The organism is Phenylobacterium sp., from assembly GCF_004299445.1.
GTDB lineage: Bacteria > Pseudomonadota > Alphaproteobacteria > Caulobacterales > Caulobacteraceae > Phenylobacterium.
Genome location: NZ_SCTC01000077.1, coordinates 63,551 through 86,798 on the forward strand (window position 1 = coordinate 63,551; position 23,248 = coordinate 86,798).

24 protein-coding genes are annotated in these 23,248 nt (G+C 69.4%); 10 read left to right on the forward strand and 14 right to left on the reverse strand.

Annotated elements, in window-relative coordinates; all coding sequences use genetic code 11:
- Window positions 1–22: 22 nt before the first annotated feature.
- Genes EPN98_RS21260 through EPN98_RS21270 form a run of 3 tightly spaced genes read left to right on the forward strand, consistent with a single transcriptional unit; the run spans window position 23 to window position 2,397 of the window.
- Window positions 23–1,006 (forward strand): alpha/beta hydrolase, encoded by a 984-nt coding sequence (locus EPN98_RS21260; RefSeq protein ID WP_293364941.1) that lies wholly within the window; start codon window positions 23–25, stop codon window positions 1,004–1,006.
- 9 nt (window positions 1,007–1,015) lie between these two features.
- Window positions 1,016–2,008: a prolyl aminopeptidase gene (gene pip / locus EPN98_RS21265; protein WP_293364942.1), complete on the forward strand. Its 993-nt coding sequence runs from the start codon at window positions 1,016–1,018 to the stop codon at window positions 2,006–2,008.
- A 5-nt stretch (window positions 2,009–2,013) separates the two neighbouring features.
- Entirely contained in the window at window positions 2,014–2,397 is a 384-nt protein-coding gene (locus EPN98_RS21270) for a nuclear transport factor 2 family protein (protein WP_293364943.1), read from the forward strand.
- Here the strand turns inward: EPN98_RS21270 and rodA are convergent.
- The 7 genes from rodA to modA all read right to left on the reverse strand — a co-directional run bounded on the left by rodA (window position 2,394) and on the right by modA (window position 10,203).
- Window positions 2,394–3,548: a rod shape-determining protein RodA gene (gene rodA, locus EPN98_RS21275; protein ID WP_293364944.1), complete on the reverse strand. Its 1,155-nt coding sequence runs from the start codon at window positions 3,546–3,548 to the stop codon at window positions 2,394–2,396. The genes EPN98_RS21270 and rodA overlap by 4 nt on opposite strands.
- Complete coding sequence (gene mrdA, locus EPN98_RS21280; protein ID WP_293364945.1) at window positions 3,545–5,572, reverse strand: penicillin-binding protein 2; 2,028 nt, start codon at window positions 5,570–5,572, stop codon at window positions 3,545–3,547. Before mrdA ends, rodA begins: the two co-directional genes overlap by 4 nt.
- A 5-nt stretch (window positions 5,573–5,577) precedes the next feature.
- Entirely contained in the window at window positions 5,578–6,093 is a 516-nt protein-coding gene (locus EPN98_RS21285; protein ID WP_293364946.1) for a hypothetical protein, read from the reverse strand.
- On the reverse strand, window positions 6,090–7,232 hold the full coding sequence (gene mreC, locus EPN98_RS21290) for a rod shape-determining protein MreC (RefSeq protein WP_293364947.1): 1,143 nt from the start codon (window positions 7,230–7,232) through the stop codon (window positions 6,090–6,092). Before mreC ends, EPN98_RS21285 begins: the two co-directional genes overlap by 4 nt.
- 43 nt (window positions 7,233–7,275) lie before the next feature.
- Window positions 7,276–8,319 carry a rod shape-determining protein gene (locus tag EPN98_RS21295; RefSeq protein WP_012522835.1) on the reverse strand — a complete coding sequence of 348 codons (1,044 nt, stop codon included), beginning with the start codon at window positions 8,317–8,319 and terminating at the stop codon, window positions 7,276–7,278.
- 466 nt (window positions 8,320–8,785) lie between these two features.
- Entirely contained in the window at window positions 8,786–9,460 is a 675-nt protein-coding gene (modB, locus tag EPN98_RS21300; RefSeq protein WP_293364962.1) for a molybdate ABC transporter permease subunit, read from the reverse strand.
- A 5-nt stretch (window positions 9,461–9,465) separates the two neighbouring features.
- A complete protein-coding gene (gene modA / locus EPN98_RS21305; protein ID WP_293364948.1) occupies window positions 9,466–10,203 on the reverse strand; it encodes a molybdate ABC transporter substrate-binding protein in 738 nt (245 codons plus the stop codon).
- 47 nt (window positions 10,204–10,250) lie between these two features.
- Here modA and EPN98_RS21310 point away from each other — a divergent pair, with 47 nt between their 5' ends.
- Window positions 10,251–11,018: a TOBE domain-containing protein gene (locus EPN98_RS21310; RefSeq protein WP_293364949.1), complete on the forward strand. Its 768-nt coding sequence runs from the start codon at window positions 10,251–10,253 to the stop codon at window positions 11,016–11,018.
- 29 nt (window positions 11,019–11,047) lie between these two features.
- Here EPN98_RS21310 and EPN98_RS21315 read toward each other — a convergent pair whose 3' ends face one another.
- From EPN98_RS21315 to EPN98_RS21335, 5 genes are all read right to left on the reverse strand, one after another.
- Window positions 11,048–11,929 (reverse strand): EamA family transporter, encoded by an 882-nt coding sequence (locus tag EPN98_RS21315; protein ID WP_293364950.1) that lies wholly within the window; start codon window positions 11,927–11,929, stop codon window positions 11,048–11,050.
- Window positions 11,930–12,092: 163 nt separating this feature from the next.
- Entirely contained in the window at window positions 12,093–13,682 is a 1,590-nt protein-coding gene (locus tag EPN98_RS21320; protein WP_293364951.1) for a 2-isopropylmalate synthase, read from the reverse strand.
- A 264-nt stretch (window positions 13,683–13,946) separates the two neighbouring features.
- Window positions 13,947–14,234, reverse strand: coding sequence for a type II toxin-antitoxin system RelE/ParE family toxin (locus EPN98_RS21325; RefSeq protein ID WP_293364952.1), 288 nt, complete (start codon window positions 14,232–14,234; stop codon window positions 13,947–13,949).
- Window positions 14,231–14,491, reverse strand: a complete 261-nt coding sequence (locus EPN98_RS21330; protein ID WP_293364953.1) for a hypothetical protein — start codon at window positions 14,489–14,491, stop codon at window positions 14,231–14,233. Before EPN98_RS21330 ends, EPN98_RS21325 begins: the two co-directional genes overlap by 4 nt.
- Window positions 14,492–14,511: 20 nt before the next feature.
- On the reverse strand, window positions 14,512–15,228 hold the full coding sequence (locus EPN98_RS21335; protein WP_293364963.1) for a TVP38/TMEM64 family protein: 717 nt from the start codon (window positions 15,226–15,228) through the stop codon (window positions 14,512–14,514).
- Window positions 15,229–15,384: 156 nt separating this feature from the next.
- Here EPN98_RS21335 and EPN98_RS21340 point away from each other — a divergent pair, with 156 nt between their 5' ends.
- The 3 genes from EPN98_RS21340 (at window position 15,385) to EPN98_RS21350 (ending at window position 19,355) form a co-directional block, all read left to right on the forward strand.
- Complete coding sequence (locus tag EPN98_RS21340; RefSeq protein WP_293364954.1) at window positions 15,385–16,587, forward strand: calcium-binding protein; 1,203 nt, start codon at window positions 15,385–15,387, stop codon at window positions 16,585–16,587.
- A 140-nt stretch (window positions 16,588–16,727) separates the two neighbouring features.
- Complete coding sequence (locus tag EPN98_RS21345; RefSeq protein ID WP_293364955.1) at window positions 16,728–18,065, forward strand: calcium-binding protein; 1,338 nt, start codon at window positions 16,728–16,730, stop codon at window positions 18,063–18,065.
- Window positions 18,066–18,152: 87 nt separating this feature from the next.
- Complete coding sequence (locus EPN98_RS21350; RefSeq protein ID WP_293364956.1) at window positions 18,153–19,355, forward strand: pyridoxal phosphate-dependent aminotransferase; 1,203 nt, start codon at window positions 18,153–18,155, stop codon at window positions 19,353–19,355.
- 154 nt (window positions 19,356–19,509) lie between these two features.
- Here EPN98_RS21350 and EPN98_RS21355 read toward each other — a convergent pair whose 3' ends face one another.
- Complete coding sequence (locus EPN98_RS21355; protein WP_293364957.1) at window positions 19,510–19,746, reverse strand: DUF2171 domain-containing protein; 237 nt, start codon at window positions 19,744–19,746, stop codon at window positions 19,510–19,512.
- Between the two features lie 53 nt (window positions 19,747–19,799).
- Here EPN98_RS21355 and EPN98_RS21360 point away from each other — a divergent pair, with 53 nt between their 5' ends.
- A complete protein-coding gene (locus tag EPN98_RS21360; protein ID WP_293364958.1) occupies window positions 19,800–19,976 on the forward strand; it encodes a DUF4169 family protein in 177 nt (58 codons plus the stop codon).
- A 150-nt stretch (window positions 19,977–20,126) separates the two neighbouring features.
- Here the strand turns inward: EPN98_RS21360 and EPN98_RS21365 are convergent, their stop codons facing one another.
- Complete coding sequence (locus EPN98_RS21365) at window positions 20,127–20,900, reverse strand: Coq4 family protein (protein WP_293364959.1); 774 nt, start codon at window positions 20,898–20,900, stop codon at window positions 20,127–20,129.
- Window positions 20,901–21,004: 104 nt separating this feature from the next.
- Between EPN98_RS21365 and EPN98_RS21370 the strand changes: the two genes are divergently transcribed.
- Both EPN98_RS21370 and EPN98_RS21375 read left to right on the forward strand, forming a co-directional pair.
- The gene (locus EPN98_RS21370) at window positions 21,005–21,214 is read left to right on the forward strand and encodes a ribbon-helix-helix domain-containing protein (protein ID WP_293364960.1); all 210 of its coding nucleotides are present in this window, start codon (window positions 21,005–21,007) and stop codon (window positions 21,212–21,214) included.
- A gap of 81 nt (window positions 21,215–21,295) precedes the next feature.
- Entirely contained in the window at window positions 21,296–22,987 is a 1,692-nt protein-coding gene (locus EPN98_RS21375; protein WP_293364961.1) for an amidohydrolase, read from the forward strand.
- Window positions 22,988–23,248 lie beyond the last annotated feature (261 nt).

The following is a 23,248-nucleotide window of genomic DNA, read 5'->3' on the forward strand; positions in this document are numbered from 1 at the left end:
CAACAACCCAAGGGAGTCGGAAATGTCGGCGCTGGAGACCATGATGCCGCCGGTGCGGCGCGCCGCGGTGAACGGCGTCGAGATCGCCTGGTACGAAGCCGGCCCCCGGACGGGCGTGCCCGTCGTCCTCTGCCACGGCTTTCCCGAGCTGGCGTTCTCCTGGCGCCACCAGATCAAGGCCCTGGCCGACGCCGGCCGCTGGGTGATCGCCCCCGACCAGCGCGGCTACGGCGCCTCGGGAAAGCCCGCCAACGTCACCGACTACGACATCGACCACCTGACCGGCGACATGGCCGCCCTGCTCGACCACCTGGGCGTCGAGAAGGCGATCTTCTGCGGCCACGACTGGGGCGGCATCGTGGTGTGGCAGATGCCGCTGATCCACCCCAGCCGGGTGGCGGGCGTCATCGGCCTGAACACGCCCTTCATGCCGCGCGCCCCGGCCGACCCCATCGCCATCATGCGCGCCCGCTTCGGCCCCGACATGTACATCGTCTGGTTCCAGAACCCGGACGAGCCCGAGGCTGTGCTGGGCGCCGACACCCACAAGACGATGTCGTTCTTCATGCGCCGCCCGGCCGCCCTGCAGGCGGCGGCCCAGCCCAGCGCGTCCGGCTCCACCTTCGCGTTCAAGGACCTGCTGCAGCAGTGGACCGGCGACGTCGATCCGCGCGAGCCCCTGCTGACGCCCGACGAACTGGCCGTCTTCGCCGACGCCTTCCGCGACGGCGGCTTCTTCGGCCCGGTCAGCTGGTACCGCAACTTCACCCGCAACTGGGAACGCGCCGAGACCCTGCCCACGCGGATCGACGGTATCCCCTGCCTGATGATCACCGCCGAACTCGACGCCGTGCTGCCGCCGTCGGCCGCCGAGCACATGCCGGCGTTCATCGGCGATCTCGAAACGACGCTGGTGCGCGGTTCCGGCCACTGGACACAGCAGGAGAAACCGGACGAAGTGAACCAACTGATCCTGGACTGGTTGGACAGGCGGTTCCCGAAGTAGAAGGCCCGTATGGACCGATCCCTCGCCGCGCCTGCTATTTCCGCTTCGCAGCACCGCCGGGGGCTGTTCCCCGACAACGAGCCGTTCGCGAGCGGCTGGCTGGCGACCGGCGGACCGCACGAGATCTTCTACGAAGAGTGCGGCAATCCGAACGGCAAGCCGTGCGTGATCCTGCATGGCGGCCCGGGCGGCGCGATCAATCCCACCATGCGGCGGTTCTACGATCCGTCGAAGTGGCGGATGGCGCTGTTCGACCAGCGCGGCTGCGGGCGCTCGCGCCCCAACGCCAGCCTGGACGACAACACCACCTGGTCCCTGATCGACGACATCGAGCGGCTGCGCGTCCACCTGGGCGTGGAGAAGTGGAGCGTGTTCGGCGGCTCGTGGGGCTCGACGCTGGCGCTGGCCTACGCGATCAAGCACCCCGAGCGGGTCGAAAGCCTGGTGCTGCGCGGCATCTTCCTGCTGACCCCGCGCGAGCTGCACTGGTTCTACCAGGACGGCGCCTCGATGCTGTTCCCGGACGCCTGGGCCCGCTTCGTCGCCCCGATCCCCGAGGCCGAGCGCGGCGACATGATCGGCGCCTACCACAAGCGGCTCACCCACCCCGACCGCCAGGTGCAGGCCGAGGCCGCCGCCGCCTGGAGCCAGTGGGAAGGCGACACGATCTCGATCCGCGGCCCCGAAGCGCGGCCGTCGAAGTTCAACGAGATCGACTTCGCCATCGCCTTCGCCCGCATCGAGTGTCACTTCTTCGCCAACGGCGGCTTCTTCGAGAGCGAGAACTGGCTGCTCGAGAACGCCCACGTGCTGAAGGACATCCCCGGCTGGATCGTCCAGGGCCGGTTTGACGTGGTCACGCCGATGGAGAGCGCCTGGAAGCTCAAGACCGCCTGGCCCGGCGCCCGGTTCGAGGTCGTCTGGGACGCCGGCCACGCCTCGACCGAGCCCGGCATCGTCGACGGCCTGGTCCGGGCGACCGACCAGGCCCTGAAGCTCTAGTCCAGATGAGCCGCGCCGACCTCGTCCGCGCCTACCTCAAGGCCATCGAGGACCGCGGCGACTCGCTCGCCTTCTTCGCCGATGACGCGGTCCAGGAGGAGTTCCCCAACGCCCTGGTCCCCACGGGCGCGCGCCGCACCCTCGCCGACCTGCGCGCGGCCAGCGCGCGCGGCCAGGGCGTCCTGACCTCCGAGACCTACGAGATCGTCAATCTCGTCGAGGCCGGCGACCTGGTGGCCTGCGAGGTGCTGTGGCGCGGCGTCCTGGCCGTCCCGATCCGCAGCCTCAAGCCCGGCGATGTCATGAAGGCCCGCTTCGCCGTCTTCTTCGAGTTCGCCGGCGACAAGATCCGCCGCCAGCGCAACTACGACTGCTTCGAACCGTTCTAGACGAACGACCCCTTGCCGCTGGTCACCTCGGCGTAGCGATGGACCCGGACCGACTGGACCAGGCCGAAGCCGATCATCACCGTCAGCATGACCGTGCCGCCGTAGCTGAGCATCGGCATCGGCACGCCGACCACCGGGGCCAGGCCCATAACCATCGCCCCGTTGATCAGCACGTACAGCGTGAAGGTGGCCGTCACGCCCGCCGCGGCCAGCCGGCCGAAGTGGCTGTGGCTCAGGTACGAGGTGCGCAGCGCCATGAAGATCGCCGCTGCGTAGAGGATCAGGATCGAGATGCAGCCCACGAAGCCGAACTCCTCGGCCAGGGTGGCGAAGATGAAGTCGGTCTGCTTCTCGGGCAGGAAGTTGAGCTGGCTCTGCGAGCCCAGGCCGTACCCCTTGCCCAGCAGGCCGCCCGAGCCCAGGGCGATCATCGACTGCAGGATGTGATAGCCCGAGCCCGACGGGTCGCTTTCGGGATCCAGGAAGGTCAGCACCCGCTGGCGCTGGTAGTCGTGCATCACGAACAGCACGAAGGGCGGCACAATGGCCAGGAAGGCCGCCACGCCGGCCCCGATGATCTTCCACGACAATCCGGCCATGACCACGATCGCCACGCCGGTCAGCAGGATCAGCATGGCGGTGCCCAGGTCGGGCTGGTGGGCCACCAGCCCCACGGGCACGGCGATCATCAACGCGGGGATCAGGAGCCACCACGACAGCCGCGCCCGCTCGGCCGACACGCCATGGTACAGGCGCGCCAGGGCCAGCACGATGCCCAGCTTCATCACCTCCGAAGGCTGGAAGCTGAAGCTGCCGATGGACAGCCATCGCTGCGCGCCCAGGCGCACGTCTCCCACGGCCTCCACCGCGATGAGCAGCAGGACGCCTATGCCGTAGATCGGATAGGCCAGCGCGAACCAGACCCGGATGTCGATCATGGCCAAAGCCAGCATCAGCACCAGGCAGAACGTGAAGCGCCCCACATGCTGGGCGGCCCAGGGATCCCAGGACGATCCGGCGATCGAGAAGAGCATCAGCGCGCCGGCGCCCGCGATCAGGCAAAGCACCAGGACGAAGAGCCAGTCGACCTCGGAGAACTTTACGACCAGCCGATCGCGCTCGCCGGGACGGGTCAGGGCCGAAACGGTCATGTCGGGCGTCCGGGAAGGGGCGCCGGAGCCGGCGCGACGGTGGGAATGGCCTGCGCGCCAGGCGGCAGCACCGTCGGGGTCAGCGGCGCGGTATCCTGTTCGATGTCGGGCGTGATTTCGGGCATCGGCAGCGGCTTCTGCACCCGCGCCATCATCTCGGGGTCCTTGAGCAACGCGGTGCGCATGATCTCACGGGCCCGGGGGGCGGCCGCGGTCGACCCGCCCATGCCGTGCTGCACAATCACCGCGATCGCATAGCGAGGCGCATCGATCGGCGCGAAGGCGACGAACAGCCCGTGGTCGCGCAGACCCCAAGTGCCGCCCTTCCCGCGTGAACCGCCGGCGGCGTAGTTGCGCACCTGTGCCGTGCCAGTCTTGCCGGCCATCAGGATGTCGCCCAGGCCCAGTTGGCTCGCGCGATAGCCGGTGCCGCCCACATCGGTCACGGCGGCCATGCCGGCCCGCACCCGGTCGATGTGGTCCCGCGGGAACGGCAGGGCGGGCACATCCGAGCCGCGAGGCAGCTCCTTCCCACCGACCGACTTGATCAGCCGCGGATTCAACGCCTTGTAGTCGGGATTGGCCAGCCGCGCCGTCATCACCGCCAGCTGCAGGCAGTTCACCTGCAGATAGCCCTGGCCGATGGCGTAGCTGAGGTTCTCGCCCGGCCACCAGGGCTGCATGGCCTCGTTCTTCTTGAAGTAGCGCTTCTTCCAGGCGGGGTCGGGGACGATGCCCTTCTTCTGGCCGGGAATGCCGATGTCGAAGGTCTGGCCCAGGCCGAAGGCCCGCGCCGCCTGGGCGATCCGGTCCGGCCCCACCCGCAGCGACATCGAATAGAAGTAAGTGTCGCAGCTGTTCTTGATCGCGTCGTTCAGGTTCTGCGATCCATGGCCGCCGCGCTTGTGGCAGTGGAAGTAGCGGCCGCCGAAGTTCATGCCCCCGCCGCAGGTGACCCGCGCCTCGGGGTCGATCCCGGCCATCAGCACAGCCAGCGCGGTCATGGTCTTGAACGTCGAGCCCGGCGGATAGAGACCCGACAGGCACTTATCCAGCAGCGGCTTGCGCTCATAGCCGGCCAACGCCCGGTACTCGCCGCCGGTCAGCCCGCGCACGAAGCGGTTGGCGTCGAACGACGGCGCCGAGGTCATGCACAGGATGTCGCCGGTGCGACAGTCCATCATCACCGCCCCGCCGCTCTCCTCGCCGAAGACCTCCAGCGCGCGGTTCTGGATGTCGACGTCGAGGGTCAGCTGGATCTCGGCGCCGGGCGTGGCCGGAATGTCGCCGGCGTCGTCGTGGCGCACCTCGCGGCCGTTGGCGTCCACCTCCACCTTGCGCGCCCCCGGGCGGCCACGCAGCGCTTCGTCCAGCGCCTTCTCCACCCCCTGCTTGCCGATCCGGAAGCCGGGATGGAGCATGATCGGGTCGGGCGTGCGACCCGCCTTGGTGATGGCGTCGATGTCGTCCTTGTTCACCTTGGCCACGTAGCCGATCACGTGGGCGAAGGCGCCGCCGTGCGGATAGACCCGCACCTCGCCCATGTCGGCGGTCACGCCGGGCAGCTCGGGCGCGCGGACATTGATGGCCGAGAACTGCTCCCAGCTCATGTCCTCCATGACCGAGACGGGCGCCCGCTTGGGGGCTGAGTTGATGTCCTTGAGCAGCCGGCGCTGGCGGGTCTCGTCCAGCGGCACATAGTTGGCCAGGGTCTTGATCGTGGCCTCGGGGTCCACGCCCTTGTCGCGCGCCACCATCAGCCGGAAGTTCGGCCGGTTGGCGGCCAGCACCGCGCCGTTGCGGTCGACGATGACGCCGCGCGGGGCCGGCTGGAGCTTGAAGTTGAACTGGTTCGAAGTGGCCAGCTTCTCGTAGCGCTGGGTCTCCAGCAGCTGGAGATAGGCCAGGCGCGCGCCCAGCGCGGTGATCCCCAGGCCCGCGAAGCCGCCCAGCAGGATCGCGCGGCGATGGAACACGCCCTGCCGCTCATTGACCTCTTCGAAGAAGATGGCGGGTTGGGTCATGGGCTCTAGCGGAACCTCACGTCGGCATCCTCGAACCGCTCGATGAGCAGGTTCGCGAAGGGATAGAGGACGACTGTGGCGAGGAATTGCCAACCCACGGTTACGAGATCGGGCGTGCTCTGGGTGTGAAGCATCGTGAACAGGTAGCCCGTGCCCATCGCCATGACGGTCGCGAGGGCATACCAGATCCACATCATCAGCTGCGACTGGCCCGCCAGGATCGATCGGGCGGCCAGAACCACCCCGTACGGCAGCAGCAGGCAGACCGGCCAGAAGCCGGTGGGCGCGCCCCACAGGAAGTCCAGGAACAGGCCCAGGACCAGGATCGCCACCGGGCCCAGCATCGACGGCCGGATCACCGCCCAGGCGAACACCACCGGCATGGCGAACAGCGGCTCAGGCAGGCCCAGGCCCCAGAAGCGCAGCGGCAAGGCGAAGATGAAGGTCACGATCATGACCAGCAGCATCGGCAGCCCCAGCCAGCGCCAGGGCGCGAGCCCACGGGCGGCGGTCGTGCTCACGGGGCGGCCCCCGCGGTCTTGGGCGCGGGCGTCGCCTTGGGCGCCGGCGTCGCGGCCTTAGGGGGCGGCGTGGTCGTCTTCGCCGGCGGCGTCGCCTTCGGCGCCGGCGTCGCAGTCGTCTTCGTGGGCGGCGTGGCGGTGGCTTTCGTCGGCGGCGTCGCGCCGGCCGCCGCGGGCGGCGCAGCGACAGGCGCCGCCGGGGCCGGGGCCACCACGGTCGGCGCCGGCGGCAGGGTCGAATAGCCCGGGGTCGGCGGCGGGGGCGCCGCGTGCTCCAGCCGCTTGGCGTCGGCCACCTGGGTGAAATCCTCGAACAGCAGGATGCGCACGTAGTCGACGGCGGCCTTGTCCGAGGCAAGCGCCACGCGCCAGCGCCCGTCCAGCCCCTTCACCGCCACCCCCACCGGCAGGCCGCGCGGGAACACGCCGCCATCGCCCGAGGTCAGGATGCGGTCGCCGGTTCTCACCGGATCCTGCCCGCGCAGATATTCCAGCTTGGGATTGGGCCCGCCGTCGCCGGTCAGGATGGCCCGCGCATTGGTCCGGTCGATCATCACCGGCGTGCGCGCCGCCGCGTCGGTCAGCAGCAGCACCCGCGACACGCCGGTGGTCACCCCCACCACCCGGCCCACCAGGCCGTTCTCGCTCATCACCGGATTGCCGGGCCGGACGCCCTTTTCGCTGCCCGCGTTGGCCAGGCGCGAGTTCGCGAAGGGGCCGCGGCTGTCGGTGACGATCCGCGCCGTCGCCATCGGGATCGGCGGATCGGTCTTCAGGCCCAGAATGTCGCGATAGCGCTCATTGGTGTCGCGCAGCGCGATGGCCACGTCGCGCCACTGGCGCATGTTCTCCAGCTCGGCGCGCAGCCGGCGGTTCTCCGACACCGCGAAGAAGTACCCGCGGATGCCCTCGACCCCCTGCCCCGTCAGCCGTCCCGGCGTCGACAGGGCGTCGCCCACCGGCGCCATCACACGGTCCGAGAGCGTGCGCGGATTGCCGTACTCGTCGGTGTCGAAGGACTCGCGGCTGTCGCCCAGCAGCATGGCCACCGCGGCGATGAGCACCACAATGAACACGACGCCCGCCGTCCAGGTCAGCGGGACCTTCAGTTCGCCGAGCGGGTTGTCCCTCAAGGACATCTAGCAGCTGCCCCTAACGTCGCGCCCCCCGACGCGCCGTGACTTACGCCAGCGTGGATTCGAGGACGCCCTTCATCCACTTGGGATGCTCGAGCACCTTGCCGCAGCCCAGGGCCACGCACGACAGCGGGTCGTCGGCCACGGTCACCGGCAGGCCGGTATGGTCGCGGATCTCGGCGTCCAGACCACGCAGCAGCGCGCCGCCGCCGGTCAGCATGATGCCCTTGTCGGCGATGTCCGAGGCCAGTTCCGGAGGCGTCGCCTCCAGCGCCATCTTCACCGCGTCAACGATCTGGCCGACCGGCTCCGACAGGGCGTCCGACGCCTGCTTCTCGGAAATCCGCACTTCCCGCGGCACGCCCTGCATCAGGTCGCGGCCCTTCACCTCGATCGACAGCCCCTCGCCGTCGGCCGGCGCGCGGGCGGTGCCGATCTCCTTCTTGATCCGCTCGGCCGTGGTCTCGCCGATCAGGAGGTTATGGTTGCGGCGCATGTAGCTGATGATCGCCTCGTCCATCTTGTCGCCGCCGACGCGGACCGAGCGCGAATAGACGATGCCCGACAGCGACAGCACGGCCACCTCGGTGGTGCCGCCGCCGATGTCGACCACCATCGAGCCGGTGGGCTCATGGATGGGCAGGCCCGCGCCGATCGCCGCGGCCATCGGCTCGTCGATCAGGCCCACGCGACGGCCGCCGGCGTTCAGGCAGCTGTCATTGATGGCGCGGCGCTCCACGGCGGTGGCGCCCGACGGCACGCACACGATCACCTTCGGGTTCACGAAGCCCTTCCGGTTGTGAACCTTGCGGATGAAGTACTTGATCATCTCCTCGGCGACTTCGAAGTCGGCGATGACGCCGTCGCGCATGGGGCGGATGGCCTCCATGTGGCCCGGCGTGCGGCCCAGCATCTGCTTGGCCTCTATGCCCACGGCGTGAACCACCTTGCGCCCGCCGACGTTGCGCAGCGCGACCACCGAGGGCTCGTTGAGCACGATGCCCTTGCCCTTCATGTAGATGAGCGTGTTGGCGGTGCCGAGGTCGATGGCGATGTCGTTCGAGATGGCGCCGAAGAGAGACGAGATCATGCAGGGCCCTGAGGGGATAGGGGCTAAGACGTTCCGACAGAGGAACCAAAGGCGGCTCGACTAACGCGCGAGGATGCGGCGAGTCGGTACGCTTTGTCTGGCGGGCTTAATCCGTCCCTCTGCCCTGCGCCATTCGGCATTTCAAGGCTTAATGAGTGGTGTGCGCTTTCGCGTCGCGCGCGAGTTTGCGAACGCTCTCCGCCCCGCTCCCGCCACGATTTCCGGGCAGCCGCCGGAGGCATGGCCTACAGCGGCGCCTCGATGCGGCGGCGCACGCCTTCGGGCGGGTAGACGTGCTCGACCCGCCCCCCCGGTTCGCCGCCGATCGCGCCTGCGATGACGCGCGCCTGATCGCGATCTTCGCCGATACGTTCAACAGCTGTCGCGCCAGGGTCGGCCGCTCCCGCGCACCCCCTGCGAGGCGCACCAAACTCAACCAAAGGGCGTGGTGCGCTCGCCCGTCAATTCACCGGTTCGCAGGGCCCGAACCCGGCATCCGGCGCTCCAGGCTCAGCAGCGACAGCACGACGGCGAAGCCGAACACCAGCAGGATGCCGGCCAGCATGTGCGCGCGATCCCAGTCCAGCGCCTCGACGTCGCGGAAGATCTCCACCGACAGCACATTCGTCACGCCGGGGATCGCGCCGCCGATCATCAGGACGACGCCGAACTCGCCGATCGTGTGGGCGAAGGTCAGGATCGCGGCGGCCACATAGCCGGGCGCCGCCAGCGGCAGCGCCACCCGCGTGAAGGTCTGCAGACCGGTCGCGCCCAGGGTCGCGGCGGCATCGAAATGCTCCTCCCCGATGGCCCGGAAGGCGTTGCGCAGCGGCTGCACGGCGAACGGCAGCGAATAGATCAGCGAGCCGATCACCAGGCCTGTGAAGGTGAAAGCCAGGGTGCGGACGCCGAAGGCCTGCAAGGGCGCCATCAGTGGACTGTTCGGCCCCAGCGCGATCAGCAGGTAGAAGCCCAGCACCGTCGGCGGCAGCACGATGGGCAGGGCCACCACCGCGCCCACCAGCTCGCTGGCGAAGCTGCGGCTGCGCGCCAGCCACCACGCCAGGGGCGTGGCCGCCACCAGCAGGATCAGCGTGGTGACCCCTGCCAGCTTCAGGGTCAGCCAGATGACGGCGGCCAGTTCGCTCACCGGACCTCGTAGCCATAGCGCTGGATGATCGCCCTCGCCTCGGGCCCTTTCAGGAAGCGGATGAAGGCCCGGGCCGCGGCGCTGTTGGCGCCGGTCTTCAGCAGCACGGCCTGTTGATCGATCGGCGTGTGATCGCTGGCCGGAACCACCCAGCGCGAGCCGCCCTTCACCCCGATCAGCTGCGAAGCGGCCACGAAGCCCACCTCGGCCGCGCCGGTCTCGACGAACTGGTAGGCCTGGGTGATCGACGTCCCCTGCACCAGCCTGGGCTGCAGGGCGTCGTAGACCCGCAACTTCTTCATGGTCTCCACCGCCGCCACGCCGTACGGCGCGGTGCGCGGATCGGCGATGGCGAGCTTCTGGAAGCGCCCCTGCGAGAGCACCGCGGCGCGCCCGTACACCAGCCCCGGGGTCTTCGAGTACAGCACCAGCCGGCCGATCGCGTAGGTGAAGCGGCTGCCCGCCACGCCCAGCCCCTCGGCCTCGGCCTTCTCGGGCCGCTCGCGGTCGGCGGAGAGGAACACCTCGTATGGCGCCCCGTTGGCGATCTGGGCGTAGAACTGGCCCGAAGAGCCGAAGCTCAGGATCGCGTCATGACCCGTCCTCGCCTTGAACCGCGCCGCGATCGCCTTGGCGGGCTCGGCGAAGTTGGCCGCCACCGCCACGCGGGTCTCGGCCGCCGCCGCAGGGCTCGCCGCGAACAGGACGATCAGCACGGCGATCAGGCGTGTCATCAGGCGCATGGTGCGTTATGTACCTCGACTGCATATCGGAGGAAACCATGCTGAGCGCGACCGTCACGCTCGAGCGTCCGGGACTGCCGCGCGTCGCCCTGGCCCGGATGGCGCTGGTCGAGGCGATCGGCGAACTGGGCTCGATCAGTGCGGCGGCCCGCAAGGTCGGGCTCTCCTACAAGGGCGCCTGGGATGCGGTGCAGGCGCTCAACAATCTGTTCGACGGCCCCCTGATCCAGGCCGCCCCGGGCGGCCGTCGCGGCGGCCAGGCCAGTCTGACGCCGCGCGGCGTGGCCGCTCTGGCCGCCTTTCGCCGCGTCCAGGCCGAAGTGGATGCGGCGCTGGCCAAACTCGACGGCGGCCTCGAAGCCGACGTGTTCTGGAGCCTTGGCATGAAGACGAGCGCACGCAACGCCCTGCGCGGCACGGTGTCCCGACTGGCGCCCGGCGCGGTGAACACCGAGGTGGTGCTGCGCGTCGCCGACGGACTGGAGATCGTCGCCGTCGTCACGGGGCAGAGCGTCGAAGACCTCGGCCTTCGCGTCGGCGCGCCGGCCATCGCGCTCATCAAGTCCAGCTTCATCGTCCTGGCCAAGGGCGAGGGCCTGCGCACCTCGGCGCGAAACCAGATCGCGGGCGTGGTCGCGACCCGCGAGGACGGCCCCGTCACCAGCGAGATCCGCCTCGACATCGGCGGCGGCAAGACCCTGGCCGCCACCATCACCACCGAGAGCGCCGATGTTCTGGAACTGGCCGTCGGCGACGCCGTGACCGCGCTGATCAAGGCGCCGCACGTGATCCTGGCCGTGGAGTAGACGATCTCACGCCCGGGATCCGGCCGGCGTCACCCCAGGGTGCAGAGCAGCAGGCCGGCTCCGGTCAGCGCCCCGCCGACCCATTGGCGAACCCACAACTTCTCGCGGAACAGCTTGCGGCCGACGGCCGCCGCGATCGGACCCTCGATCAGGCCTACGGCGCGCACCGGCGCCGCCGGCGCGAGCGCCAGCGCCCCAAACCAGCAGGCCGACGCGGCCGAGCCGAAGAACCCCGCCGCCAGCGAGGGGCGCCACGCCCCGCGCACCGCCCGCAGCGCCTGCGGCCGCGTCACCGCCAGGATCGAGGTCAGCACGAAGGCCTGCATCGCCTGGGCCACCACCAGCGTCGCCGTCGCCGAGAAGATGGGATGCGCCGGGTCCAGCGCCCGACCGCCCTCGCGGAAGCCGTTGAACGCCACCGCGAACGCCGCCCCCGCGGCCAGGCCCAGCAACGCGCCGGCGAGGTCGGCCTTGCCCTGCCCCGCCCGCGGCCACGACAGCACCACGAGGCCCGCGCTTGCCACCGCCACGCCCAGCCACACGGCGCCGCTGAGGGCGTCGCCCAGCACCAGCCAGCCCATGATCGCCGCGAGCGGCAGCGACGACTGCTGCAGCATGGTCGCCACCGCGAAACCCGAGCGGCTCATGGCCATCAGCAGCACCGCGGTCGCCGTCACCTGGGCGATCGCGCCCAGGATGGCGGCCGTCCAGAACACCGGCGTCCAGTGGGGCGTCGCCCCCGGCGTCACCAGGAACACGGTCAGAAAGATCGCGATCGAGAACGGCAGGCCGAACAGGAAGCGCACGAGGGTCGCCCCCCACGGACCGGCGTCGCCCACCAGCCCGCGCTGCATGGCGTTACGCGCCACCTGCAGCGGCGCTGCGGCGACGGTCAGGAATATCCAGAGCAAGGCAAGGCTCCTTCCCTCCCCCTTGTGGGGAGGGACAGACCGCGCAGCGGTCAGGGTGGGGAAGTGAGAGCCGAGGCGCAGAGGTCGGGAAGGATCAACACCTCCCCACCCTGCTCGCCTCCGGCGAGCGGTCCCTCCCCATTAGGGGAGGGAAACAGCCACCCTAGAACCCGCTGGCGACGCGGGCGTCGGGAGCGCTCTTTTCCTTGCGCGCGAAGAGGTTGTTGAGCGCGTTGACGTACGCCTTGGCCGAGGCCGTCAGCGTGTCGGTGTCGGCCGCCGAGCCCGTCGCGATCCGGCCGTCCTCCTCGAGGCGCACCGAGACCTGGGCCTGGGCGTCCGTGCCCTCGGTCACCGCGTGCACCTGGAACAGGCGCAGGATCGCCGCGTGGGGCGCCACCGCGTGGATGGCGTTGAACACCGCGTCCACCGGACCGTCGCCCTGGGCGTTGGCGCTCTTCTCCTCGCCGTCGATCGAAACCGTCAGGAAGGCCTCCTGCGGGCCCTCGGTGCCGGCGATCACGCGCAGGTGCTTGACCTGGATCTTGTCCGACCCGCTGGCCAGCGCGTCGTCCACCAGGGCCACGATATCGTCGTCGAAGACGTGCTTCTTCTTGTCGGCCAGGTCCTTGAAGCGCTGGAACGCCTCGTTCAGGGCGTTCTGGCCCAGCTCGTAGCCCAGGTCCTTCAGCTTCTCGCGGAAGGCGTGGCGGCCCGAGTGCTTGCCCATGACCAGGTTGGATTCGATCTGGCCCACGTCCTCGGGCTTCATGATCTCGTAGGTCTCGGCGTTCTTCAGCATCCCGTCCTGGTGGATGCCGCTCTCGTGGGCGAAGGCGTTCTTGCCGACGATCGCCTTGTTGAACTGCACCGGGAAGCCGGTGATGGCCGAGACATAGCGGCTGGCGCGGGTGATGTGCTGGGTCTCGACGCCGGTCACGAACGGCAGCCGGTCGCCGCGCACCTTCAGCGCCATGACGATCTCTTCCAGCGCGGCGTTGCCCGCCCGCTCGCCGATGCCGTTGATCGCGCACTCGATCTGCCGCGCGCCACCCTGCACGCCGGCGATGGAGTTGGCCACCGCCAGCCCCAGGTCGTTGTGGCAGTGGGTGGAGAAGATCACCCGGTCCGCGCCCGGCACGTTGGCGATCACGTCGCGGAACAGGTCGGCGTACTCGGACGGATAGGTATAGCCGACGGTATCGGGCAGGTTGATCGTGGTGGCGCCGGCCTTGATGGCGGCCTCGACGCAGCGCAGCAGGAAGTCGCGCTCGGTGCGGGTGGCGTCCTCGGCCGACCACTCGACGTCGTCGGTCAGGTTGCGGGCGTGACTGACCGACTTGGTCACCAGCTCCAGAACCTGTTCCGGCTCCATCTGCAGCTTCCACTTCATGTGCACCGGGCTGGTGGACAGGAAGGTGTGGATGCGGCCGCGCTTGGCCTTCTTGATCGCCTCGCCGGCGCGGTCGATGTCGCCCTGCCCGGCGCGGGCCAGGCCGCAGACAACGCTCTCGGTGATGATCTCCGAAATCCTGGAGACGGCTTCGAAGTCACCGTTCGAGGCGATCGGGAAACCGGCCTCGATCACGTCGACCTTCATGTCTTCGAGGATCTTGGCCAGCTCCAGCTTCTCGTCCAGCGACATGGACGCGCCGGGCGACTGCTCGCCGTCGCGCATGGTGGTGTCGAAGATGATGACGCGGTCGCTGTCGGATGCAGGCGCCGGCGTGGACTCGGTGATGGGGGCGGTCATGGTCAGGTCTTTCGCGGTGTTTTCTCTACGTGGGGCGAGGATCGAGTCCCCTGGTCGCCCGGCCGCGAACGATGCGCGTGCCTAGAGAGGCGCCCAGGGGCGGCTAAGCCCCAGCGAGAGAAGAAGCAGGCTGTCGAGCCGCGTGCGCATGGCGCTGCATCTACCGAATGGACCGCTTCAGGGCAAGCATCTTGCGCGCAGCGCGGCCATTCGGCGCGTCCGGGGCAAGATCGTGCCGCAGACACGAGAGCCTTGCAGGCCGGATCAGCGCCTGCGAAATGGCCGCTGCTGGGCGCCGTGCATGACCCTCAGAATTTCGCAGGCGTCATCCCGCACGCGATAGACCGCGACATAGGGCGTGCCTGTGACCACGAGTTCTCTTGTGCCACGCACGTCGCCCACTCGCCCCATTCGCGGATAACGCGCCAGGCGCCGTACGGCCTCCAGGACCAAGGAAAGCTGGTCTGCGGCGGCGCGGAGGTTCTGTGAGGCGACGAAGTCGTAATGGCTTTCAAGGTCGGTCAGCGCCGGCCCTGTCCAGTCGACTTTCATGCCTTGCCGGCGCGCGCCTCGAACTCCAGACGCCGGGCCTCCATTCGCGCGACGACCTCCTCGTGCTGAATCAGGTTGCCCTCGTCGGCGGCGTCGATCCCGACCTGCACCTCACGTCGGAACCAGGCGTCATATTCAAGTCTCTGTGCAACGAACTCGGCGACCAACGTCTCCAGGCTCGCCGTAGGCTGCGAAGAAATAGACCGGAGGTGGTCTTCTTGCGCGCCGGTAAGTTGGATCGTGACAGGCTTGGTCATGTGGAACTCCGCATGAGAGGCTAGCTTCCCCCGCCGCCCTTGTCAGCCCGGCCCCGCAGCCACCGGCGCGCGAACCACCCGATGGCCAGCCACAGCGCCGCCACCGCCGCGATGCCCCAGGCGTGCCGGCCGATCTCGCCGCGCATGAGCTGCAGGATCGAGGCGCCGGCGAACGCCGTCAGCACGATCTTCGGCCCGATGCCGATCCCGGTGCCGGCCACGAAATGCGACGCCCGCATCGGCGTCACGCCGGCCGCCATGTTGACCACGATGAAGGGCGCCGAGGGCACCAGCCGCACGATCAGGCTGGCCAGGAAGCCATTCTCGCCCACCAGCCGCATGAACCGCTGCACGCCCTCGCCCGAGAACCGCTCCAGCGTCTTCGCGCCCGCGCTGCGGCCCAGATAGAAGCCCACCAGCGCCGAGACCATCGTCCCGATCCAGCTGTAGGCGGCGCCGGTCATCGGCCCGAACGCCACCACCGCCGCGGCGATCAGCACGATCTGCGGCGTGCCGATGAACGCCAGCGCTGCGAACGCCGCCACCGCCACCGGCAGCGACCAGGGCCCCCGCGCCGCGCCCAGCCAGCCTTCAAGCGTCCGCTCTCCGTCGAACCCCAGCACCTGGGCCCCGAAGAAGAAGACGATCCCCACCCCGCCGAACAGCACGAACGACACCGCCAGCGCCCGCAGGGCCTGGGCGTCCATGTTCGAGAGAAAGGCGAAGAGCCGGCGCATCTGGCGCGGAGGCGTCGCGTGTTCGTGCGGCGGGGTCAAGGCGGTGGCGGGTGGCGTGGCGCCGACCGCTCGTCGCAATTGCGTAATCTCATGTTGCATTTTTACGCAACATACGCCATCTGACGTCGCCCAAGCTTGACGGCGGAGGCTCTTCCCTTGCTGGCGTACGCGTTCGACACCATCACCGCCGACCAGGCGCTGAACATCCAGGCCGGTGACACCCTGACGTTCAACGGAGGCCCGGCGCGTGGCGTGACCGTGGTCTACCAGAGCTACGACCCCCTGGCCCTGTCGCCCGAGGTCCCGCGGGTGTTCGTGACCTACGAGGGCCGCACGGTCGCGTTCTCGACCAACCTGGTGCAGCTGTCCAAGGCCGGCGCGCTGGTGATGGCGGACGGCTCGAAACTCTACATCGGCGACACCAGCGACGAGCGTGTGACGGGCTCGGCGCTGGACGACGGTCTGTTCGGTGGACCGGGATCGGACACGGTCAGCGGCGGTGACGGCCGCGACCTGCTCCAGGGCAATACCGGCGACGACCGGCTGGTCGGCGGCGCTGGCCGGGACTCGATCTACGGCGGCCAGGGGAACGACACGATCTTCACCGGTTCCGAGAATGGCGGCGGCGACACCCAGGGCGCCAACACCGAGGGAGACTGGGCCCATGGCAACCTCGGCGACGACGAGATCGTGGGCGGCGCGGGCGCGGACACGCTGCTGGGCGGCCAGGGCGACGACTTCATCGGCGGCGCCGACGGGAACGACGTGCTGTCGGGCGACCTGGGCGACGACGAGCTGCACGGCGGCCTGGGCAATGACACCCTGACCGGCGGCGACGGCGGCGACATCGTCAGCGGCGGCTTCGGCCAGGATCTGCTGACGGGCGGCAATGGCGACGACCAGCTCGTGAGCCAGGGTCCGGAGGCCGCGACGCTCTCCGGAGACGCGGGGAACGACACCCTGGTCTCCGGCGGCGCGGGTGTCGACGTGCTGTACGGCGGCCACGGCCGCGACCGCTTCGAGTTCGCCGCCAAGATCACGCCCGACGCCGGCGTCGAGGCGACGATCATGGACTGGGAGAGCCACGACACCCTGTCGTTCGCCGAGGTCAGCATCCTGAGCGACGCGAGCGGAATCCTGCCGAGAGCGTACTCGGAGTTCGTGGCGACCAGCTACGAGCAGGCGCTGCGCATCGCCAACGAGCACATCTCGGCGGCCGGGGCGAAGTACGTGGCGGCGCAGGTGGGCGGCAATGTCTTCGTCTTCGCCGACCTGGGCGACCCGGCCGACGGCGCAGACGTCGCGGTGCTGCTCACGGGCCGCACGCTGGCCGACATCGGCCTGTCCAACTTCGTCTAGCGTCCGACCCGGTTCCTTCCGACTCTGGAGAGCGGCTCCCAGCGGCGCGGCGGCCTCGGCCCCGCGTCGCCGGGACAGCCGCCGGCATTGGCGCGGACCCGGCGCGCCGCTAGCATGCCCGCAACCGTTCGGGGGATAGTTTGGCCACTTACACGTTCAGTACGATCACGCCGGCTGAAGCGCTGGCGATCACGGCCGCCGACGCGGTGCTCTTCGGAAACATCGCCGCCAATCAGGTGACGGTGCTCTACAATCAAACGGGAACCGTCACAGTCTCGGCGGCCGGTCGCACCGTGGAGTTCGGGTCGGCATTCGCGACCCTGAGCGCCAACGGCCGCACACCCCTGTCGTCGGACGCCCGGCTGTTGATCGGCGACAACGGGGCGAACGCCTCCCCCGCGCCCGGCAGCGCGATCCTCAGCGACGGCCTGTACGGCGGCGGCGGCGACGACACCCTGGACGGGGGCCTGGGTGACGACCTGCTGCAGGGCAACCAGGGCGCCGACTCCCTGCTGGGGGGCGGCGGCCGCGACGTGATCTATGGCGGCCAGGACAACGACCGGATCGTCACCACGATCGAGGCCCTCGACGGCGTCACCCTGCCCGCCAATGACGGCGGGGATTTCGCCCAGGGCAACCGCGGCGACGACGTCATCGTGGGCGGCCCTGGCGCCGATACCCTGCTGGGCGGCCAGGGCTCCGACACGATCAGCAGCCTTGCGGGCGCGGTCGACATCCTGAACGGCAACCTGGGCGACGACCGGATCGAGGGCGCCGGCACGCTGCTGGGCGAAGGCGGCGCCGACACGCTGATCGGAACGGGCGCGGCCGACAGCCTCTTCGGCGGCGACGGCGATGATCGCATCACGCTCACGCAGGGCTATGCGGATGGCGGCGTGGGCAACGACCGGATCGAAGTGCGCCTGGGCGCCGGAGAGGCGATCGTGCTGGGCGGCGACGGGGCCGACACGCTCCAGGCCCAACTCGCGAGCCGGGCGCTCAACGTCCGCTTCTCGGGCGGCGAGGGGCAGGACAGCCTGCAGGGCTCCGGCGGAGTCGACACCCTGGCCGGTGACGCGGGCAATGACACCATCGACGGCCTGGGCGGCCGTGATCGCGTGACCGGCGGCGCGGGCCAGGACCAGTTCCAGATCCGCAGCTATGCTCAGGACAGCACCGGCGCGCCGGCCGACCCGATCTCGGTGCTGGACTGGGAGACCGGCGACCGCCTGCGCTTCGCGTTCGAGGGCTTCACCTTCGGCAGCGCCATGAACTACCGCGAGATCACCGCGAACAGCTATGCCGCCGCCTTCGACGCCGCGAAGGCCGCTGTGGCCACGGTCCAGGGTTCGCAATACGTCGCGGTCCAGGTCGGCGCGGATGTCGTCGTGTTCGGGTTCGGCGTGGGCTCGGACCCCGCCTCGGTCGTCCTGACCGGCCGTACGCTGGCCGATATCGCGTTCGACAACTTCGTCTGAGGCCGGTTCGCTGAAACCGGCGGTTTGAATGCGGCGCAGCATGGGTTACACCCGCGCCCATTCAACCTCAGCCGGGAGTCTCGATCCATGTCCCTGGAATCCGCCGCGCTTGCCCGCGTAAAGCCGTCCGCGACCCTCGCGGCCGACGCGAAGGCCCGCGAGCTGAAAGCCCAGGGCAAAAATGTGATCGGGCTGGCCGCCGGCGAGCCGGACTTCGACACGCCCGACAACATCAAGGAAGCGGCCATCAAGGCCATCCGCGACGGCAAGACGAAGTACACCAACGTCGACGGCATTCCCGAGCTCAAGGAGGCCATCGTCGCCAAGTTCGCGCGCGAGAACGGCCTCACCTACAAGCCCAGCCAGGTGAACGTCTCGCCAGGCGGCAAGCCGGTGATCTGGAACGCACTGCTGGCCACCCTGAACCCGGGCGACGAGGTCATCGTGCCCACGCCCTATTGGGTCAGCTACTGGGACATCGTGCTGCTGGCCGGCGGCGCGCCGGTGGCCTGCGCCACCTCGGCCGACACCGGCTTCAAGGTCCAGCCGGCCGACCTTGAGCGCGTGATCACGCCCAAGACCAAGTGGATCATCCTGAACTCGCCGTCCAACCCGTCGGGCGCGGCCTACACCAAGGCCGAGCTGCGGGCCCTGGCCGACGTGCTGCTGAAGCATCCGCACGTCTGGATCCTGACCGACGACATGTACGAGCACCTGGTGTTCGGCGACTTCGAGTTCTTCACCATCGCCCAGGTGGAGCCGGCGCTCTACGACCGTACGCTGACCATGAACGGGGTCTCCAAGGCCTACGCCATGACCGGCTGGCGCATCGGCTACGCGGCGGGCCCTGAGCCCCTCATCAAGGCCATGGCCAAGGTGATGAGCCAGACCACCTCGAACCCTTCGTCCATCAGCCAGTGGGCGGCGGTCGAGGCGCTGAACGGCCCGCAGGACTTCATCAAGCCCAACGCCAAGCTGTTCGAACAGCGTCGCGACCTGGTGGTCTCGATGCTGAACCAGGCCCGCGGCATCCGGTGCCCCACGCCCGAGGGCGCGTTCTACGTCTATCCGTCGTGCCAGGAGCTGATCGGCAAGACCGCCCCGTCGGGCAAGGTCATCACCTCGGACGCCGACTTCGCGGTCGAACTGCTGGAGACCGAGGGCGTGGCCGTCGTGCACGGCGCGGCGTTCGGCCTCTCGCCGCACTTCCGGATCAGCTACGCGACCGCGAACGCGGTGCTGGAAGACGCCTGCCAGCGCATCCAGCGCTTCTGCGCCAACGTGAAATAGCCCGGACCGGGGAGGCCTCGAGCCTGTCCGGTTCAGATGGAATCATCTGAACCGGATGAACAGGCTCGATCTCTTTGATTTAGAGCGCGTTTCAGGGGCGAAACCGGCTTCCACTTCGCCCAACGCGCTCTAGCCGCCTCCCCGTCCCTCGCCGCTAGTGCTTCTCGCGCCAGCCGGCTTTGGCGGCGTCCTTGGTCATGTTCAGGCAGACCTTGTCGTCGCGGACGCTCTCGACCCAGGTCAGCGGGATCAGGTGGTGCTTGAAGCCCGAGCCCAGGTCCAGTTTGCTGAGCTCGATCTCATCGCCCAGCACGTGGTCCACCTTGCCGACGTGGCCGCCGTCGGACCCGATGACTTCCATGTGCTCGCGGATCAGGGTGGCTTGGATCATGATGGTCTCCTCGATAGGGGACCGCGTAACGGGCCGTTGACGGTGGGGTTGCCATGGCCGAGCTGATCAATCTGAATAAGGCGCGCAAGGCGCGGGACAAGGCCGCCGCCAGGGCTCAGGCCGCCGAGAACCGCGCGAAGCATGGCGTCACCAAGGCCGCCAAGGCCGCGACGAAACTCGAAGCCGAACGCGCCAGGCGCAACCTGGATGGCGTGAAGCGCGAGGACTGAGCGCTCGCGGCTGCAGTGGCGCGTCAGCGCCGTCAGAACTGAACCACGAAATACACGAAAGCGCCCAAGGGCCCGCCAACGTCTCCGTGACGCCGGCCCTTTCGTGTATTTCGTGGTCCCAACCGGCAGCGCCTGCGGCGCGGCGCGACACTAAGCCGCCTGCGGGACCACGCCGTCGCGGACGTGAGCGGGGATCGAATCGTAGATCGTGGGCGGCGTGATGCCGAGCCGCTTGCGGGCGGCCTCCAGCGGTTCCGCCATTAGCCGCTCATAGTCCTCGCCCAGCAGCCACTTGGCCGCCTTGCCGCGCTTGTAGCCCTGCCAGATCGCCTTGATCGTCGGATGGCGCGTGCCGCGCGCACGCGACGCCGCGCCGAACGCGATCAGCGCCCAGCCCAGGCCGCCCGTCTGGGCATACGAGAACGCCACCAGGCACGCCTCGCCAAGGGCGTCGCGGTGATAGCCCGTCAGGATGTGCCAGATGTCGTGCACGTCGCGGGTGCGGCGCGCGAACCAGGCGTAGGGGTGCGGATTGTCGACGTCGCTGACGCCCTCGCGGCTCACCTCGGCAAGGCCGTCGGCCGACAGCTGCTCGGCGCGGATGAACGTGCGGTAGGCCGCGCCCACGCTCCCCTCGGGCAGGCTGTCCAGCCAGGCGTCGTCCATCAGGCGATCCGCGAACTCCTTGCGCTCGAACGCCATCCGGCCGCCCTCGGCCGTCTCCAGCAGGCGGATGTAGCCGTGCGCCGTCGACTTGCCGTTCAGCGCCCGCATGATCTCGAAGACCTGGCGGGTGTCTTCCTTGTCGGCCAGCAGCTTCTGCAGCGAGCGCCAGGCGTGGCCCCAGTCCAGCTTGGTCGAAACGTCCCGCGCGCCCTTGCTGGGCTGGGCGCGGAAATCGGCGGCGTCGGCGGTCATGGCCATCGTAAGGAAGCCCTAACTAAACAGTGTCCACATAAAAATGACGCAGGCGTCACCTTTTGGCAAGAGGCTATCCGCGCAGGCCGAAAAGTTCGTAAAGAACGGCCATGGCCGGCCTCAAGAAGCGCTCCCTCCTGCTGTCGGGTCACGCGACCTCCATCGCCCTGGAGCCCGAGTTCTGGGCCGTGCTCGACGCCATGGCCGCCCAGCGCGGCGCCAGCCTGGCCCAGCTGATCATCAGCATCGACCGCGGCCGCGAGGGCCGCCCCCTCGCCTCGGCCTGTCGCGTCGCGGCGCTGAAGCACGCCCAGGGCTGAACGACACGCGCCATTGACGCCGGGCCCAGGTTTCGTGCGTCCTGGCGCCGGGCCGTCAGAGTCCGTCGGGGGGAGACCAGCGTGAACAAAGCCATCCTGGCCACAGCCGGACTGTGGCTCGCCCTGGCGCTCGCCGCCCCGGCTGGCGCCGAGCCGGCGACCCTCTGGCGTGGGGGCCCCATCATAACGATGGCCGGCGATGTTCCGCAGACCGTCGAGGCCGTCGTGGCGCGCGACGGCAAGATCCTGTTCGCCGGAGATCTCGCGGCGGCGCGAAAGGCGGCGGGCGCCGGCGTGGTGGAACACGACCTGGCCGGAAAGACCTTGCTGCCCGCCTTCGTCGACGCCCACTCCCATTTCGCGTCGGCTGTGCAGGAGGCGGGACGGCTCAATCTCGCCGGACCCGAGGCCGGGCCCATCACCGACAACGCATCCCTCATCGCGGCGGTGCGGCGCTTCGCGGCCAACATCCCCAAGGGACAGTGGGTCGTCGCCACCCGCTACGACCAGGAGGCGCTGGCCGAGAAGCGCTACATCACCCGCGCCGAACTGGACGCCGCCCTGCCCGACCACAAGGTGGCGCTGCTCCACGTCTCGGGTCACGGCATGGTGGTCAACAGCCGCGCCCTCGCCGCCGCGGGCCTTGTCGACGGCCAGCCCGCGCCCGAGGGCGGCGTGGTGACGGCGGACGCCCAGGGCCGGCTCACGGGCGGGCTGTTCGAAACCGCTATGGGTCCGGTCAACGCGGTGCTCCCGCAGAAGACCGCCGCCGACAAGCTCGCCGCCCTAGACGACGCACAGGATCTCTACCTTCGCGAGGGCTTCACGTTCGCCCAGGACGCGGCCACCCAGCCCGCCGACCTCGCCTTCCTCACTTCGGAGGCCGCGCGGGGAAAGCTGAAGCTGGACCTCGCCGTTCTGCCGCTGTCGCTCGCCGGGCTCGACGACCTGTACGCGAACCCCGCCCTCCGACCCCACGTCTGGCTGGGCCGCGTGAAGCTCCAGGGGGTCAAGTTCATCCTGGATGGGTCGCCCCAGGCGCGCACCGCCTTCTTCACCCGCGACTACGCCCGGGGCTCGCCCGACGGCAGCCATCCCTGGCGCGGCAGGCCGCTGGCGGGCGACGCCCAGGTCCAGGCCATGATGAAGGAAGCCCATGCGCGCGGCTGGCAGATCTTCGTGCACGCCAACGGCGACGCGGCCATCGACATGGCCATCCACGCCTTCGACGCGCTGGGGATCAAGGCGGCCGACGACCGCCGCCCGATCGTCATCCACTCCCAGTTCGTGCGGCCGGATCAGCTCAAGGACTACGCGCGCATCGGCGTGGGACCCGCGCTCTTCTCCAACCACACGTTCTATTGGGCCGATGTCCACCGCAGCAATTTCGGCCCCGAGGTCACCGACTTCATCAGTCCCTTCGCCGCGGCCCGCGCCGCCGGCCTCACGCCCTCCAACCACTCGGACTATCCGGTGACGTCGCTCGACACCCGGTTTCAGCTCTGGACCGCCATGGCGCGCACGTCGCGCACCGGCGTGGTCAGCGGCCCCGGCCAGCGCGAGAGCGCCTACCGCGCCCTTCAGGCCCTCACCACCGGCCCGGCGTGGCAGACGTTCGAGGAGACCCGCCGCGGCCGCATCGCCCCCGGCCTGCTCGCCGACTTCGTGATCCTGGACGCCGACCCGCTCACCACCCCCGTCGGGTCCATCCGCGCCATCACGGTCACCGAAACCATCAAGGAAGGCCAGACCGTGTGGCGCCGGGCGAAGTAGCCCGCCCTGGTCTGCACGGGGGATCCGCTTTGCCCGCGTGCGCAAACCCCAGCAAACCCCTCCCTGAACGTCATGGCCGGGCCCGTCCCGGCCATGACGATCTGGGAAAGTTTGGAAGCGAGGCGCGCTTCTACGACCGAATCTGTCGTACCCCCATGTTCCACTCGCGATCATGTCCGAGCCCACGCCCGACATCTTCGAAGAGGACCAGCTGCTGGCCCAGACGGCCCGCATGGACTTCGCCTTCGCCCGCCACGTGCA

Excerpts from the sequence above, each read along its gene's own strand:
- EPN98_RS21260 (WP_293364941.1), top strand. The coding sequence starts at position 23 with ATGTCGGCGCTGGAGACCATGATGCCGCCGGTGCGGCGCGCCGCGGTG.
- pip (WP_293364942.1), top strand. The coding sequence starts at position 1,016 with ATGGACCGATCCCTCGCCGCGCCTGCTATTTCCGCTTCGCAGCACCGC.
- EPN98_RS21270 (WP_293364943.1), top strand. The coding sequence starts at position 2,014 with ATGAGCCGCGCCGACCTCGTCCGCGCCTACCTCAAGGCCATCGAGGAC.
- rodA (WP_293364944.1), bottom strand. The coding sequence starts at position 3,548 with ATGACCGTTTCGGCCCTGACCCGTCCCGGCGAGCGCGATCGGCTGGTC.
- mrdA (WP_293364945.1), bottom strand. The coding sequence starts at position 5,572 with ATGACCCAACCCGCCATCTTCTTCGAAGAGGTCAATGAGCGGCAGGGC.
- mreC (WP_293364947.1), bottom strand. The coding sequence starts at position 7,232 with ATGTCCTTGAGGGACAACCCGCTCGGCGAACTGAAGGTCCCGCTGACC.
- EPN98_RS21295 (WP_012522835.1), bottom strand. The coding sequence starts at position 8,319 with ATGATCTCGTCTCTCTTCGGCGCCATCTCGAACGACATCGCCATCGAC.
- modA (WP_293364948.1), bottom strand. The coding sequence starts at position 10,203 with ATGACACGCCTGATCGCCGTGCTGATCGTCCTGTTCGCGGCGAGCCCT.
- EPN98_RS21310 (WP_293364949.1), top strand. The coding sequence starts at position 10,251 with ATGCTGAGCGCGACCGTCACGCTCGAGCGTCCGGGACTGCCGCGCGTC.
- EPN98_RS21320 (WP_293364951.1), bottom strand. The coding sequence starts at position 13,682 with ATGACCGCCCCCATCACCGAGTCCACGCCGGCGCCTGCATCCGACAGC.
- EPN98_RS21325 (WP_293364952.1), bottom strand. The coding sequence starts at position 14,234 with ATGAAAGTCGACTGGACAGGGCCGGCGCTGACCGACCTTGAAAGCCAT.
- EPN98_RS21330 (WP_293364953.1), bottom strand. The coding sequence starts at position 14,491 with ATGACCAAGCCTGTCACGATCCAACTTACCGGCGCGCAAGAAGACCAC.
- EPN98_RS21335 (WP_293364963.1), bottom strand. The coding sequence starts at position 15,228 with ATGCGCCGGCTCTTCGCCTTTCTCTCGAACATGGACGCCCAGGCCCTG.
- EPN98_RS21350 (WP_293364956.1), top strand. The coding sequence starts at position 18,153 with ATGTCCCTGGAATCCGCCGCGCTTGCCCGCGTAAAGCCGTCCGCGACC.
- EPN98_RS21355 (WP_293364957.1), bottom strand. The coding sequence starts at position 19,746 with ATGATCCAAGCCACCCTGATCCGCGAGCACATGGAAGTCATCGGGTCC.
- EPN98_RS21360 (WP_293364958.1), top strand. The coding sequence starts at position 19,800 with ATGGCCGAGCTGATCAATCTGAATAAGGCGCGCAAGGCGCGGGACAAG.
- EPN98_RS21365 (WP_293364959.1), bottom strand. The coding sequence starts at position 20,900 with ATGGCCATGACCGCCGACGCCGCCGATTTCCGCGCCCAGCCCAGCAAG.
- EPN98_RS21370 (WP_293364960.1), top strand. The coding sequence starts at position 21,005 with ATGGCCGGCCTCAAGAAGCGCTCCCTCCTGCTGTCGGGTCACGCGACC.